This is a genomic window from Paenibacillus sp. FSL L8-0641 (assembly GCF_038006265.1).
Classification (GTDB): Bacteria; Bacillota; Bacilli; order Paenibacillales; family Paenibacillaceae; genus Paenibacillus; species Paenibacillus polymyxa_D.
The window spans coordinates 3,695,528-3,711,650 of the sequence record NZ_JBBOUW010000001.1 but is presented as its reverse complement, the minus strand read 5'-3'; the positions used below and the strand labels follow the sequence as shown (position 1 = coordinate 3,711,650).

Annotated in this window: 10 protein-coding genes; 7 read left to right on the top strand and 3 right to left on the bottom strand. The window is 46.4% G+C overall.

Translation table 11 applies throughout. From position 1 onward, the window contains the following. Positions 1 to 43: 43 nt before the first annotated feature. On the top strand, positions 44 to 631 hold the full coding sequence (locus tag MKY16_RS16735) for a restriction endonuclease (RefSeq protein WP_165149872.1): 588 nt from the start codon (positions 44 to 46) through the stop codon (positions 629 to 631). Positions 632 to 726: 95 nt separating this feature from the next. Here MKY16_RS16735 and MKY16_RS16730 read toward each other — a convergent pair whose 3' ends face one another. After that, complete coding sequence (locus tag MKY16_RS16730) at positions 727 to 3,903, bottom strand: bifunctional cytochrome P450/NADPH--P450 reductase (protein ID WP_340956231.1); 3,177 nt, start codon at positions 3,901 to 3,903, stop codon at positions 727 to 729. Positions 3,904 to 4,187: 284 nt separating this feature from the next. Here MKY16_RS16730 and MKY16_RS16725 point away from each other — a divergent pair, with 284 nt between their 5' ends. The 6 genes from MKY16_RS16725 to MKY16_RS16700 all read left to right on the top strand — a co-directional run bounded on the left by MKY16_RS16725 (position 4,188) and on the right by MKY16_RS16700 (position 12,218). After that, positions 4,188 to 5,192: a BMP family lipoprotein gene (locus tag MKY16_RS16725; protein ID WP_029515426.1), complete on the top strand. Its 1,005-nt coding sequence runs from the start codon at positions 4,188 to 4,190 to the stop codon at positions 5,190 to 5,192. Between the two features lie 27 nt (positions 5,193 to 5,219). After that, positions 5,220 to 6,884, top strand: coding sequence for a methyl-accepting chemotaxis protein (locus MKY16_RS16720; RefSeq protein ID WP_029515425.1), 1,665 nt, complete (start codon positions 5,220 to 5,222; stop codon positions 6,882 to 6,884). Between the two features lie 215 nt (positions 6,885 to 7,099). Further along, entirely contained in the window at positions 7,100 to 9,547 is a 2,448-nt protein-coding gene (locus MKY16_RS16715) for an AraC family transcriptional regulator (RefSeq protein WP_340956228.1), read from the top strand. A 129-nt stretch (positions 9,548 to 9,676) separates the two neighbouring features. Then, positions 9,677 to 10,684 (top strand): tripartite tricarboxylate transporter substrate binding protein, encoded by a 1,008-nt coding sequence (locus MKY16_RS16710; protein WP_340956226.1) that lies wholly within the window; start codon positions 9,677 to 9,679, stop codon positions 10,682 to 10,684. A gap of 48 nt (positions 10,685 to 10,732) precedes the next feature. Further along, positions 10,733 to 11,734, top strand: coding sequence for a 2-keto-3-deoxygluconate transporter (kdgT, locus tag MKY16_RS16705; RefSeq protein ID WP_340956224.1), 1,002 nt, complete (start codon positions 10,733 to 10,735; stop codon positions 11,732 to 11,734). A gap of 130 nt (positions 11,735 to 11,864) precedes the next feature. After that, the gene (locus tag MKY16_RS16700) at positions 11,865 to 12,218 is read left to right on the top strand and encodes a hypothetical protein (protein WP_029515421.1); all 354 of its coding nucleotides are present in this window, start codon (positions 11,865 to 11,867) and stop codon (positions 12,216 to 12,218) included. An 81-nt stretch (positions 12,219 to 12,299) separates the two neighbouring features. Here the strand turns inward: MKY16_RS16700 and MKY16_RS16695 are convergent, their stop codons facing one another. Together MKY16_RS16695 and fdhF are read right to left on the bottom strand one after the other, a co-directional pair. Next, positions 12,300 to 12,782: a DUF1641 domain-containing protein gene (locus MKY16_RS16695; protein WP_209950168.1), complete on the bottom strand. Its 483-nt coding sequence runs from the start codon at positions 12,780 to 12,782 to the stop codon at positions 12,300 to 12,302. 12 nt (positions 12,783 to 12,794) lie between these two features. Next, the gene (gene fdhF / locus MKY16_RS16690) at positions 12,795 to 15,737 is read right to left on the bottom strand and encodes a formate dehydrogenase subunit alpha (RefSeq protein WP_340956221.1); all 2,943 of its coding nucleotides are present in this window, start codon (positions 15,735 to 15,737) and stop codon (positions 12,795 to 12,797) included. Positions 15,738 to 16,123: the final 386 nt, after the last annotated feature.

Below are 16,123 nucleotides of genomic sequence, written 5' to 3'. Positions count from 1 at the left end.
AAGGATGATACGGCTACGCTTATGGTAGAAAAGGGAGAGTTGGATGTTGCTAGAAAAATTATTGGCATACAAGGAATTAGGAATAGGGCTCATTGTACTTTTAGTGTTGTTTGCGCTCATCATCAGAGGACTGATACGCGGTCGCAGAAATCGGATTTTACGTGATCTGGACCCACGCAAAATTGGAATTCAGGATATAGATCGTATGGAGGATGGCTCGGAATTTGAGCTTTATTTGCAACGGTTATTATCCGCGCTTGGCTATAAGGACATCTATAAAACAACCAGTAGCCGGGATTTTGGAGCGGATCTGGTTTTTACAGACCGTGAAGGCATCAGAGTTGTCATACAGGCCAAACGTTATGGCGTACAACATCCGGTGGGCTTGGGAGCAGTACAGGAAATTTACACCTCTATGCGTTATTATGCGGCCGACAAGTCTATCGTTATCACCTCCGGCCGTTATACGGAATCTTGTAAAACACTTGCTGCTGTCAACGGGGTTAAATTATTAGATCGCAACGACTTGATCGACATCATAGATTTATTCAAGGCTAGGCACCGCGAGGAGGTTATGGACCTATTAGAAAGTAAAGTAGATGTGATTGCTTCCAAATGGAGTGAAAGATAATCATAAAAGGGACTGAACTACTGGCGACGAGTTTGAAGGCCAGTAATCAGTCCCTTTTATTTTTTAACATGGTGCTTGTTCTTATACTGTTATCATTAGATGCCTGTCCAGACATCCTTGGCATAGCGTTTTTCCTGTTGGAGACGATCCAACCATTGCTGTGCTTCTTCTTTACTGGTATGGTGTGCTTCCGCGTAAGCAGCACAAAGGGTGTTTTCTACATCGGGAGCCATCCGGCTACCATCACCGCATACATATAGATGCGCTCCTTCATCAAGTAAGTGAATCAGAGTGTCCGCATCTTCTTTCATGACATGCTGCACGTATCTTTTGGGTTGATCGGGCAGACGTGAAAAGGCTGTATGAAGCGTAACGATTCCTTCCTGCTCCCAGGCTTGCAGCTCTTGCTTGTACAGATAGTCAAGCTTAGGATTACGGCAGCCATAGTATAGGTGAGCCTCGCCGAGCTGTTCCCCTCTTTCTTTAAGTACATGGCGGGTTTGGAGGAATCCGCGGAATGGTGCCACTCCAGTACCTGGACCGACCATGATGACAGGCACCGTCGGATCTTCCGGCAAACGGAAGCCCGACTGAGGCTTACGCACAAAAATGACAATTGGATCATCTGGTTGGAGCTGCGCCAAATAGTTGGAGGCAATTCCCAGGTATTCGCCCTGTCCGCTACGGGCTGGTCCACGCACGACGCCCACGGTTATACTCGCTGAATTCTCCGATTCAAGCGGAGAGCTTGAGATGGAGTAGTACCTAGGCTTGAGTGGAGGTAACAGCGAGATAAAGTTTTCAAATGGCAGCTCGCAGGCTGGATACTTCTCCAGAATATCCAGCATCGTGACGTGCTTCTGTCGTATCTCTTGATCAAAGGTAGCATCCTCTAGCAAAGCTTCGATTTCTTTCTTGTGCGGTGGACACACTGTAAAGGATGCTAGTTGCCGTAGCTGGGCTCTCGTTGCCGGTTCTTGCAGTTCCACACTGAGAGTGAGCAAATCTCCTACGCTGACAGGCCGATCTAAGGGGAGATGCGCCGCATCCCGGTCACTGCCTCTCAATACGATGTAGTCTTGATCCTGTAACTTAAAGCGTTGCATTACTCTATTCGCCAACGAAGCAGGATTACGCGGCAAAACACCCAGATGATCACCCTCGCGATAGGACAATCCGGTTGGTAATTGGATCTCCAGATGCCGTGTACTGCGTTCACTTTCAGCAGCGTGCAATTCACGATTCGCGGTAACAACGGCAGTAGTTGCCTCATAGTTGGCCGCCAGAGGAGCGCTAAGTACGTCGCTTACAAACTCTATGCTCAGACTGCTGGTGTCCTGTGGTTCTGTATCACTGTGCTCTATCCCGAAAGCATTCAGCAATTCCGGCCATAGGCCGCGATTCCAGACTTCCCAATCCTTCTCGAAGTCACCACTGGCGTCGCCCTCGCCCCGATCATACAGTCGCTTTGCCCCTTTGGCAGCCATTAGCTCATCAATCATCCTTGGAATGCGCTGATACGTGCTGGCCCAATTCCGGTCACCGCAACCAAAGACAGCGTACCTTATGCCTGCCAGTTGGCCCTCGTCTACCTGCTTCAACCATTCTACAAAGGCATCAGCATTATCCGGCGGATGTCCGTTATAAGATGCAGTCGTAATAAGTACCACGCCTTCTTTAGGCAAATGGTCCACATGTTCATTCAGAGTTGCTATGCTACTGTTAAAACCCCAATTCCGACCTAAATCGGCTAGTTCACCCGCAAGTCCCTCAGCTGTACCCAGATTCGAGCCGTACAAAGACAGCAAAGAAGTATCATGTTTTTCGGCATGAGGAGCTGCAACTTTTTGTTCCTCCTGTTCATGAAGTTCTTGAGCGGCACCTGGCAGCATGACGGCAGTCTGTGTGCTACGCGGTCGTACTTGAATGGTGAAGCCCTCAGGCTTGAGTGTGAGCGTCTCTTTGACTTTCAACTCATAATGAGTATGATCAATCAGCTCAAAATGTTTCAGTACCATACCCAGCACAAGGGTGGCCTCCTGTAAGGCAAACTGTTGTCCAATACAGGCCCGTTGACCGTTGCCAAACGGTTTATAGGCATCTTGTGGAATGGCGGATGGGTCCTCAAAGCGTTCCGGTCTAAATTCCTCAACATCTTCACCCCAAGCCTCGGTATCACGGTGCAGTTTCGGGATGAGTACATTTACACTGTCGCCTTTTTTAAGCGGATAGGTTCCGTCGAGCAGTGTATCTTCTTTGGCGAAGAGCGAGAAGGCGGGCGCTGTCGGCCATAGCCGCAGAGCTTCATTCAGTATCATCCTTATGTACTTGAGCTCACGCACCTGAGTATAGGAAGGCAGCGAATCGGTGAGCACGCGATCCACTTCTTCATAGGCTTTGGTTAGCGTTCGTGGATTTTTAAGCAAATAGTAAATGGCAAAGGATAAAAGCCCACTGGTCGTTTCATGACCGGCGATGAGGAAGGTGATGATCTGATAACGGATATTTTCATCATCCAGCGTTTCACCTGTTTCCGGGTCCTTGCCTTCCAGCATACGTGCCAGTAAATCCTCTTCACCTTGGTTGCCCAGGGTTTTGCGTTCTTGAATAATGCTGTCCACCAGAGAGAACATCGTTTCGATGTCGTGTTTAAACTGTTTTTTCTTCGATAACATCAGCTTGTTTTGCAAATTGAGGCGTTGCAACTGACCCATTGCTTCATCCAGTGCGCGTGTCATACTGGTCACGAACGGATGGGGCTGGTCGCGGTAAAAGCTGTTAAAACGATAATTAAAGCCGCATAATCCGATGGTATCCAAAGTCAGCCGGGTCATATCTTCCGGTACCTCTACACTTTCATCTGGATTGAGCCGAGACCATTTCTGCACCAGCTGAACCGCAAGATCAAGCATCATATTGTGGTAACCCTTCATAGCCCGCTGACTGAAGCTTGGTAGCAATATTTGATGGGCCTTGCGCCAGTTCGGTTCCTCAGTCCAGCTTGTGAATAGTCCGTCTCCGGCAAAAGCTCGTACTTTTTGTAAGGGAGCCCACACCTGCTTATCGAAACGGGATTCATCACAAGCATCTGCCACCAGCTTATGATCGGAAATATAAATGTTCGTTCCTTCAGGCAGATCCATGCGAAAGATGGGACCGTACTCATTAGCAAGCTTAACCAGAGACTGGACAGGGGCATGTGTATCAATCAAGGGCAGATTTCCTAAGGGACCATATGTTTTGGGTTGTGGAATTAAATGGGTCGAAGTCATTTTAAATGTTGCTCCTTTCAGATTGAAATAGGGTGATGGTTTCAAAGTACCTATGTTTTCCAAATTACACTTTATTCTTCCGGTATAAACGAAAATAAATGAATTTGGACAGTTCGTATAATAAAAACAAAGCAAAATATACATTTTTTACATAATAAACAAAGACATCACACTTATCACACTTCTATTAACAATGAATTTACAGAAACTCTTATGAAAAAATATGCTTTTATAACCGATATAAAGATGTTGGGGATTTGCATTTTATGTTGAGGTGATATGTCATGAAGAAACGAGCTCTATTATTAACTTTTAGGTGGATTCCCATTGTCACGATCTTTGCATTATTGGTAAGTGCATGTGGGCAATCAGACGTACAAACCAAGGCCGAACCCATTAAGGTGGGAATCGTACTGTCAGATATTGGTCTGGGTGACCAATCTTACAGCGACGCGGCTTTTCGAGGTTTGGTCAAGGCACGGGATGAGGGGAAGATTGTTTTTGAATACCGGGAAATAACGGAGACCAAGACGTATGATGCGGCTTTTGAGCAGCTTGCTCAAGAAAAAGCGGATTTAATCATTGGGTTGGGTTATATGGTGAAGGACAGTATGGAATCCATTGCCAAAAAATACCCAGACCGTAAATTTTTAATCGTGGATGAGAAATCAGATTTACCGAATGTGGCCTCTATTAGCTTCAAAGCAGAAGAGGGCAGTTTTATGGCTGGGGTCGTTGCCGGTTTGACGAGTCGCACCGAACAGGTGGGTTTTCTTGGAGGTGCGGAATCTCCTCTGTTGAAAAAATTTGAAATTGGGTACCGCGCAGGGGTGCAATCAGTCAAGCCTAATGCCAAAGTTACTGCAACGTATGCAGGAGATTTTGGAAAGCCGGAACTGGGTACGAAAATTGCAGATGACATGATTAATCAGGATCAGATTGATGTTATCTTTGCAGCCGCAGGTCTCACGGGCGTAGGTGCGCTACAGGAAGCGCAAAAACAGCAAAAATTAGCCATCGGGGTCGATAGCGACCAGTTTTTTATTGCGGAAAAGGCGGTAGTGACCTCGATGTTTAAAAATGTAGACATTGCAATTTATACAGCAGTCAAAGGCTTTGCAGATCATCAAAGAAAATTTACGGAGAAGGATATGGTGTTTGGTCTTGCAGAAGATGGCGTAGGTTTAGCGCCTATTCGTGTCGTGACACTGAGTCCGGATCAGCAAAAGTTGTTGGATGATTTAAAGGAAAAAATCAAATCCGGCACACTTACTGTTCCCACCCAATAAATTTTCGCAAACGGAGGATGAAAGCTGATGAAACTGCAAGGTAAACTGGTGCTGAATGCGATGATTTCCTTGATCGCTTGTCTGGCTTTAGTGGCATATATCATTTTTGAATTAATTCGTATTAACTCGCAAAGTAGTAATTTGGTTCCGGCTATGTTGAATGTACAGCAGCTCAATGCCTATTTGATTCAGTCGGGACAGGCGTTGCAAAATTATTCTGCTTCCATGACAGAGAGCAACAAAGCTGATGTGCAAAATCAACTGACTCAGTCTGAAAAGACGATTGCTTTGCTTTCACAGGGCATGATGCAGACCGAAGAACAGCAAAAACGACTGAATACGATTAAAACAAAATTCAGCCAATTGAAAGTAGCAACGGAGAAAGCAATGAGTACCCAAAACAGTCCGGAGTCCAAGCGGGAGGCCATGCGCGCCCAGGGGATTCAGAACGATGTTTTTATGCTGGATCTGCTGACCAAGGCACGTTATGACCAATACACAGAAGATTTGACCAAGAGCATTCGTTTTACTTGGCAATTGGCCTTAGCAGGTGCAGTTTTACTTCTGGTGGCAGTTGGGCTATATAATACATACACCTCCAGGCAGCTTGCCCTTAGAACACGTAAGTTAACGGATGCCGCAAAGCAAATTGCCGAGGGGAATCTGACCGTTCAGCTCGCACAAACGAAGGGACGCGATGAGCTGGACGAGCTCAATGAATCTTTCCGGGTAATGATCGGGAACTTGCGCAGCATTGTACTCTCCATTGATCAGGCGGGTAATCGTGTCGATCTGATGGCTCGGGATATTGATCACCATAATGAGGCCATGAAGGAAATTGTGACACAAGTCAGCACGTCAACAGAGGAACTGGCGATAGGCAGTCAGAAAATTGCTGAGGATCTGTCGTCGACAGTTGGTGTTGTGGACGAGATGCAGCAAAAGTTTGAATCGAATCTGCTGGAGACCACTCAATCGACCGCGTATAGTGAGGATGCTTTGCGTGTCATTGAGCAGGGTACGCGGGTCATGAGCGATCAACTGCGTATTGTTGCAGAAAATCGTTCAGCCATGTCCGAAGTGGAGCAGACAGTCAAGGAGCTGGAAGCTAATGCAGCCGAGATTACAACCATGACTGGATACGTATCCGAAATTGCGAGCCAAACATCGCTGTTGTCCTTGAATGCTTCTATTGAGGCTGCACGTGCGGGTGAAGCAGGAAAAGGTTTTGCTGTGGTTGCCAATGAAGTGAAAAAGCTGGCGAATCAATCAGAGTCTGCTGTAAAGAAAATTTATACCGCAGTTGACGGTATTACGCAGGCTATGGATAAAGTGAAGACTTCTGTGGCGCAAAGTCAGGAGCTGTTCCGTGAGCAGGAGAAGGCAACCTCCTCGACCGGAGAATCGTTTACAGAGATTAGTGGCAAAGTGCAGCAAATTGCCGGCCAAGTCAGCAAGCTATCAACGGACATGAATGTATCGCGAGAATTGAGCGTACAGGTGCAGCAAGCTATCGAAAATATCAGCGCAATCACTCAGCAATCCGCCGCAGGCAGCGAAGAGATTACAGCTTCCACGGTAGAGCAGAAGCGTTCATTTGAGGAATCGGCTGAGAAGGTAAAAGAGCTTCGTCAGATTCGCGAGGAAATGCAGCGGGAACTGGATCGTTTTCAGGTGGAAAAGACAAGCTAAAACCTGTGAAGCGAGTATCTGTTTTTGCTGAATAATGAATATAAGCAGCCAAAGAAGAAGTTCTACCTAACACAGGGAGACTTCTTCTTTTTTTATTTTAATGATGTACTCATATGAAGTTTTATTAAGTTTGATTTACATAGGCAGGGAATTCCAACTCTTACGTCAAATAGATTTAGGGAGAATATATCACCACGTATATGGGCAAGAGGAAGATGGACAACGAAGTCCGGAAGGATGAAGTTACGGGAATGTTGCGACTTAAGCTTCGATTGATACTGAAAAATAAACAGACAAGACTGATTCTACTGCTCACTTTGTGTGTGTCGCTCGTGATTAGCGTGATCGGCTTACTATCGTATTCAGGATACCGTGAAGGTTTGGATACCGAGTTGAACACACCCAATATAGAATTATTGCAAATCAATCTGGATGTAACCAATCGGGCTTTTCGTGAGTCTGATAACAAGGCGCTGGATGCAGCATATCATCCGGATGTAGAGGCTTTTGTACGTGTCCAAACGGATAGGAAATCGCTGGAAGATAACGCCTCCGTCATAGATCGGCTTCATAAATACTTGAAAACCCTTTCTTCACACGAAGAAATTTATTCGGTTGAAGTGATTTCTTTGGACAATCATGCTCTCGTATCCAGCAATTATGGTTACATGCCTGATTGGAAGCAGGCGCCGGATACCACATGGGTTCCCTGGATTCAGGACATTCAAAAAAAGCCGTTGTTGATTAAGCGGAGATGGTACGGCACCGATCGTGAGCAGGGGACGTTAGAGCTGCTTTCGCTGGCCAGGCCCATAGTAGAGAATGGTCAGGTCATGGGTGCGGTGCTAATCAATCTGGATTACGACCGTTTTTTCTCCAAACTATATATTCATTTATCCAACTCGCAATACGTGTATGATCTGGAGGGCGAGTTGATCTATCCCAAGCTGAGATTGTCCTTACCCTTAAATGATATGGGCAGGGTTTTGAAAGAGCTGGATGTGAGCCCCTATGCTTATGTGGAGATAGGGAATATGGAATATATGGCGAACCAAACCTTTTCTGATGTAACGGGCTGGCGTCTAGTCTCGCTCGTTCCGATGGACAAGCTGCTAAAAAATGTAAAGCTGGCGCGCAATATGATGCTGTGGCTGGCCTTTATCTCCATACTGGCTGGGTGCTCAGCAGTTTACTATTACAACTATGCAGCTTTTCGCCCCATGAAAAAAATTAATAGCCTATTGAATTCGGGTAATAAGGGAACGCGCCAAGGAGGATTGTATGACCTGGAACCTGTGATTAGCAAACTGGTTGGAGAGTTTCATCGCAAATCATTGGTGGTAGAGCGAAGCCTGCCGGAGCTGCGTTCCAAATATATGGAAGATGTCATCCAGCGTAGAATGGGCATACAGGAAATGCGTATGAAATGGGAACAGTATTTTTCCGATTGGGACGGTAATTCTTTGTTTGTCATAATCGTGTCCATCGACCGATATTCTGCGTGGGCTGCAAGCTTTCCAGAAGAGGATAAAATGCTGCTCAAGTATGCGCTGAACAATATTTTGCTAGAGATGCTTGAACCTTACTGGAAAGCAGTATGCTCGCCGGAAGAGGAAAGTGGTTTTATTGTGCTGTTACAGTACAGCGAGAGTTCGAATGAAGTTGAAGTTGGTTCGGAGACTGCCCTCCAAGAGAGTATTTTGCTTCACAAAAGCGTTGATAGACTGATTCAGGTTGTCGGTGAGTATCTTCCTTTGACCATTTCTATAGGGATTGGTCATATGGTCACGGATATTCAAGAGGCACGGGCATCTTTTATAAAAGGAAAAGATGCCCTTAATTTGCGTTTGTATGAGGGGTATGGACGTTCATATACGAATATGGACAGCGATATAAGTGTGAAAAAGGATAATACAGTGGATGAACAGTCAAAGGAGCAAATTCAGGATTCAACATTGTTGGACGATCGGCGTGTGGAAATAATTCATGCCCTGGAGTCGCAGGAACCGGGTGCAAGTGTAAAGCTAATCAGCCACTGGGTAGAAGAACTTCGACTCCACAGAACATCCCCAGCCCAGGTCTACTTGTTTGTTCATGAATTGCTGGAAGATTTGCTGAAATGGTGTGCCACTCAGAGTGTGACGCCGCCGGATCAGCTTGCTGATTACCACTGGAATCAGATTCTGACGCTAGACCTTCAAGACATTGAGGTATTGCTGGTCACTATGTTGACTGATATTGAAGAAAAATGGCACGGACGTATTCAGTCCAAAGATTTTGTGCGTGTACAAGAGATGATCGAATATATGGAACATCATTTGCATTTGAACATCGGGCTTCAGGAAATTGCGGATCATGTTCACATGAGCGTGTCCTCGGTGAGCAGTATGTTCAAGGAAGAAACAGGGACCACCGTTTACGATTATTTGACTGGATTACGCGTAAAAAAGGCAAGCACTCTACTATGTGAAACCCATTTGAAAATCAGTGAAATTGCAGAGCAGGTCGGATACCGAAATGAGAACAGTTTTATTCGGGTATTCCGCAAGCATAAGCAAGTGACCCCAGGGAAATTCAGACAAATCAGCAAATCTTCCAATGAATATGCAGATCGGTCAAAAGGCCGATACTTTGGCGAAATAGAAGATAAATACGAAGATTAAGCGATAGCTGTAGCCCTCCACGTTGCGGTACATTGACTTCATGTAAACGCAAACAACAAGACCGAAAACGTTGGAGGTGAAAACGGGCGCATGACGGGCCCAGTTCATTTTTGGAGAAGAGGAAACGTAATGAAGAAAAAGCCATGGCAAAAATATGTGCTGGTTGCGGCGGGAGTAGCTATGCTTTCTGCCTTGAGTATCAGTGAATATGTGGATCACCGCACCCTGCAGGATCACAGCCGTATATTTCCTACGAAGCCAATAACCCTCGTCGTTCCCTATGCAGCCGGAGGCGGTACAGATATTACCGCGAGAGCGTTGGCGAAAGCCGCCGAAAAGCATCTCGATCAGCCGATCATCGTCGTTAATCGAACGGGAGGAGGCGGTTCTGTCGGGCTGATGGAAGGGGCTGAGGCGCAGGCGGACGGTTATACCGTAACGTATCTGGTCGCTGAGCTGACTACGTTGCCTCATTTGGGACTGCTACCGCTCACCTATGAGCGATTTAAGCCGCTGCTTCAAACCAATATGGACCCTTCCGCCATTACGGTCCGGGCGGATGCACCATGGAAGACAGCAGAGGCATTTTTGGAGGATGCTGAGGCCCATCCCGGCAAGCTTAAAATGGGGAATGCAGGCACAGGGAGCATATGGCACCTTGCTGCCGCAATGCTGGAGCAGAAAAGCAGAGTCCGCTTTACCCATATTCCTTATGAGGGAGCAGGCCCAGCCGTCTCCGCTTTAATGAGCGGATTTGTGGATGCTGTACCCGTCAGTCCCGCAGAAGTGAAGAAATACGTGGACGAAGGGAAACTTCGCATACTGGCGATTCAGTCAGACACTATTTCGGAAGCGTTTCCAAAAGTGCCGACACTACAGCAAGCCACTGGGCTGCGTGTACATTTTATCGGCACTTGGAGAGGGCTGGCTGTGCCTAAGGATACACCGGATGCAGTTGCTCAAACGCTAACGGATGCACTGATCAAGGGAACGAAAGACGAGGAATTCAGGGAGGAAATGCGTAAGCATGGGTTGGGATTGCGTGTCCAGGATGCAGACGCATTCGCGCGACAACTGAAGGAGAGTCATGATACCTTCGCGAGACTGATTCCCGAGCTCGGTTTGAGCCGCAAGTGACACGGCCTTGTTTTTGCATTGGCAAAAACGAAAGGGTTGAACGAAGTTATGAAAATCAAACAAAACATTGATAAAATTCCAGGGGGCATTATGCTGGTGCCGCTGTTTATTGGCGCGCTTTTTCATACATTTACTCCATGGGCAGGCGACTATTTTGGATCTTTTACCAAGGGGCTGATGACAGGTACGGTACCCATTTTAGCAGTGTGGTTTTTTTGTATGGGGGCTTCTATAGATGTGCGAGCGACGGGTACTGTGCTGCGTAAATCAGGAACGCTCGTATTGACTAAAATCGCGGTCGCGTGGGTAGTGGCGATCATTGCATCCAGATTGCTGCCTGTTGGGGGTGTAGAAAGTGGGCTATTTGCAGGTTTGTCGGTGCTGGCGCTGATCTCGGCTATGGATATGACGAACGGCGGGTTATACGCCTCCATTATGCAGCAGTATGGCTCCAAGGAAGAGGCGGGAGCATTTGTACTGATGTCACTGGAATCGGGTCCATTAGTGACCATGATTATTTTGGGTAGCACCGGACTGGCCGTTTTCGAACCGCAGACATTTGTGGGGGCGGTATTACCATTTTTGATCGGCTTTATGTTGGGCAATCTGGATCATGATTTCCGAAAGTATTTTGGGAACGCAACGCAAGCCTTAATTCCATTTTTCGGTTTTGCACTTGGGTGTTCCATTGACTTGAGTGTCATTGTCCAGACAGGTATGCTTGGTATTTTATTGGGTATTTTTGTCATTCTCGTTACAGGTATTCCACTAATTTTGACGGACAAATATATCGGTGGTGGCAACGGTACAGCAGGGATCGCAGCTTCCAGTACAGCAGGTGCAGCAGTAGCGAACCCAGTCATTGTCGCCAATATCAAGCCTGAGTTCCTGCCTGTTGCGCAATCTGCAACGGCATTAGTTGCCGCTTCGGTCATTGTGACCTCGATTTTGGTACCTATTCTGACGGCATACTGGGCCAATTATATGAAGCGTAAGGAGAAATCCCGAGGAGCAGGGCCTGTAAATCCAGGAGCGAATATATCTAAATAAGGATTTTGCAGTATCCTAAAATCTTTCCATTACCCGGGAAATGCTTTTGCAGTTATGCCTTCAATCCTAACATCACAAAACTTGTCCTAAAACACTTCTGCAAACATACATATGTAAGCAGAGGAGCGTGATGGGATTGGAAAACAAGGTGCGCCGATACTACCAGTTAAAGCAAAAGCAAAAAGAAATTGAAGGTGAACTGACTGATTTGCGTAATGACATTACCGCTCATTGTGCGCAGCAGGAAGTGTCAGATTGGGAAATTGGCAACTATCGGGTCAAGATTGTGCAGCAGCACCGTAAGGAATACGATCATACAAAGCTGTATGATTCACTGCCTGATCCGCAGCTATGGCGCTTGTTTTCCAAGCCGGATACGTCGAAGATTGCCAGTTTGCTTAAGCTCAAGGTCATCGCAGAGGAGCAAATAAAAGATGCTGTTTCTCTTAAAACGGTGACGCTATTGCAAGTGGATAAAAAATAAATAAAAAGAGCTGCCCCCGTTTTCGGAGCCAGCTCTTTTTATTGTCATTGTTACTAGTCTTCAACCCTCACGCTCTATAAGTTATTTATCTGACAAACTTTTTCCCACTCCTTTGAGAAAATGAATGCCAAATCCCATTGCACGGTTTACATCTGGATCATTCATCGCCTTCATAAGATCGCGCAGACGAGTCTTTTTATTCTGTTTTAGATGTTCATTGGCTTCGTTCAGGCCATTAGTAACGCTGTTTGTCAGCTTTTTCATCAGCTCGGGGTCTACCTCAGACAGCATTCCGGCTGCTCCCATGAGATTATTGATGATGTTCGTCACAGGCTTACGCGTCGCTTGTCCTACAGCGATTTTGGCGATGCTTTCTTTAGCCTTTAGCATAGACTGGGCTGCTTCGAGAAGACCACTATCGTGCAGCTCACGTACGATTTCAAGTGTCTTCTGCAGTGCCGCTCCATTGTCCGCCAGATCAGCAGTAAGCTGATCCAGCGATTGTTTTTGGCGTTCTTCTTCTGTCAAAACACGTTTTCTCACAATTGAAATAGGCTTAGCCACGGCTTGACCTCCTTATTTTTGATCCACCAAATCGACGTAACCGGGACGATTCCACTTGCGGTCCACTTCAACCCCATTTTGCGGATGACGCTTTTTGTAACGCGGATTGATACGTGGCAGTGGATTTTGACCGTCTACCTCCAAAATTTGCATCCGTACTTTGGCTTGTTTATAGGCCGGTGTGCGGGTGACCACATCGAACGCTCCTCCAGTTAACAGATTGACCGCACTATCATGGCTGGTAGAGTGCATCGGCACATAAATTTCAGTTCCTTGCACCCGGTCTGTCACCAGAACTCGTAGCTTGACCGCACCATAAGGGGATTCCAGTCGAACCAGCGATCCATTATGGATTCCGCGCTCCTCAGCCAATTCAGGTGACACTTCCACAAATACTTTTGGGAGTTTGAGCTGAATGCCTGCCGATTTGGTCGTCATATTTCCCTCATGAAACTGTTCGAGCAGTCGACCATTATTTAAGGTCAGATCGAATTCAACAGGGTACTCTTTTGGTGGTACATATTCGAAAAGTCCCAAACGCGCTTTTTTATCTGGAAAGTTAAAGCCGTTGGTGTGCAGCAGCGGTGTATTGCTACCATCCGGCGATCCCCAGTGGAAGCTGTTCCAGCCTTCCAATACGTCATAATTACATTGGGAGAAAAATGGAGTGAGCGACGCCATTTCCTCAAAAATTTCACTTGGATGGCTGTAATCCCAATCAAATCCCATATGCTTGGCAAATTGGCTGAAAATCCACCAATCCGGTTTACTGTCTCCCATAGGGCGGAGTGCTTCGTATAAACGCTGGACACGACGTTCAGTGTTCGTAAAGGTTCCGTCTTTTTCGAGTGAAGGTACGGCTGGCAAAATGACGTCAGCGAATTCAGCTGTCTTGCTCAGAAATACATCTTGAACGACAAGGAAATCCAAATTCGCCAGCATTTCTTGGGTATGGTTGGAGTCGGCATCCACCCATGCCATCTCTTCTCCAGCGATATACATCGCTTTGAGCTTACCTGTTTCAATGGCTTCTAGCATCTGAATGTTGTCCAGTCCGCGCTGACCTGGGATTTGTACACCGTAGGCCGCTTCAAACTTGGCACGAATGTCATCGTTCGTCACGGGCTGATAGCCCGGGAAAATATCCGGCATCGTACCCATATCGGCAGCACCCTGAACATTGTTATGTCCGCGAAGCGGATATGCGCCTGCACCCGGACGCATAAAGTTTCCAGTCACCAGCAGCAGATTGGCAATCGCAATCGAAGTGTAAGAGCCTGCGATGTTTTGCGTCACACCCATGCCCCAGCAAATGGCAGTGCCGTCGGCTTCGTGAATCATAGTCGCTACCTGAATCAGTGTCTCTTTGGAAATACCAGTTTCCTGTTCGGCAAAGTCCAGGGTGAATCGCTCTAGCAATTTCAAATATTCAGGATAGAAGTTTACATGCTCTTCAATGAATTTTGCATCATGCCAGTTTTGCTCAATGATGTATTTGGCTACAGCGGATAACCATACATAATCAGTACCTTGCTTCGGACGAATGAACAGATCAGCGCGTTCTGCCATTTCATGCTTGCGCAGGTCGACCGAGATTAACTTTTGACCGTGCAGCTTATGCGCACGTTTGATACGCGTAGCCAGCACGGGATGACCTTCTCCCGGCGCGCAACCGACCAGCATGACCAAACCTGCTTTGGCAATATCTTTAATCGTACCGCTGTCTCCACCGATGCCTCCGGTGTATTGCAGCCCCCATGACGCAGGAGATTGGCAATACCGTGAGCAATTATCGACGTTATTCGTTTGGAAGACCTGACGAGCCAACTTCTGCATCAAATAGTTTTCTTCATTGGTAAATTTGGACGAAGAAATAAAGCCGAGTGCTTCGCCACCGTAAGTTTCTTGAATAGCTCCCATTTTACTGGCCATCAGGCTCAGTGCTTCTTCCCAGGTTGCTTCCACAAATTCGTCACCTTGACGAATTAAAGGGGAGGTCAGACGCTGATCGCTGTTTACAAAATCCCAGCCGAATTTTCCTTTTACGCATGTCGAGATACCGTTAACAGGTCCCTCAGAGGTAGGTTGTACCTTCAAAATTTTGCGGCCTTTGGTCCAAACCTCAAAGCTGCAACCTACACCGCAAAACGTACAGACGGTTTTCGTTTTTTGCGTACGGGTTTCGCGCATCGCTGCTTCGGCTTCGGAAATAGCAAAAATCCCACTATAGCCCGGTTCCACTTCCTTTATTAAATCCACCATCGGATTTAATAAATCCTTGCTCATGCCACTCATGAAGCCTGCTTCTCCCAGCATAGATTTCTCCATCAAGGCATTACATGGACAGACGGTTACACACTGACCACAGCTAACGCAGGAGGATTCGTTAATCGCAACCCGGTCATCCCATATGACGCGAGGACGTTCAGCCTCCCAGTCGAGGGACAGCGTTTCATTAACCTGAAGGTTTTGGCATACCTCTACGCATTGGCCGCATGCAATACATTGATTGGGGTCATATCGGTAGAAGGGATGAGACATATCTACTTCTGTTGGGTCAACTTTCGGTTGATATGGATATTTTTGATGTTCAATTTCCATAAGCTCTGCTGTATTATGCAAAGTACAATTACCGTTGTTATTATCGCATACGGTGCAGTAGAGGAGATGATTTTCCAGCAATCGGTCCATAGCCTCGGTTTGAGCTGCTTTCGCGCGATCCGAATGTAAATGAATATTCATTCCATCCGAAGCCAATGTCGAGCAAGAACGCATAAGTTTTCCGTCCACTTCCACGATACATGTGTCACAGGTACGGATCGGATCGACTTCGGGAACGTAACACAGCTGGGGATGGGCGATATTGTTTTCGTTAATCACTTCAAGAATCGTTGCGCTGCTCTTCGTTTTCAGTTCCTGTCCGTTTAATGTAATTTTGATCGTACTATCAGTCACGGTTCAGGCTCCTTTCAGATTTTAAATTTAAAAATTAGGAATAAAAAAACTCCACCATAAACACAAGTGCTCATGTTCCAGCACTTGTGTTTATGGTGGAGTAGTGACCAAGCTCTAGGTCCTGGAGGCCAATCCGCCATTTGAATATGTATTAATAACAAACAGTACGCACCGTCTGTATATCAATAACTTCTGAATAACTTAGATATGTCATTTTCTGCATGTTATCTCGTGTAACTATAACGTAAAATTTAAGATAGTTCAACGGTACATTACTAATTTTTTAATTGATAATGATTATCGTTTGAGAAAACGAAAAATCATTGACAAACGTTCCAGGATTGCTAACAATAGGAATGTAGTCTATTTCTGAGCAATCGTAAATG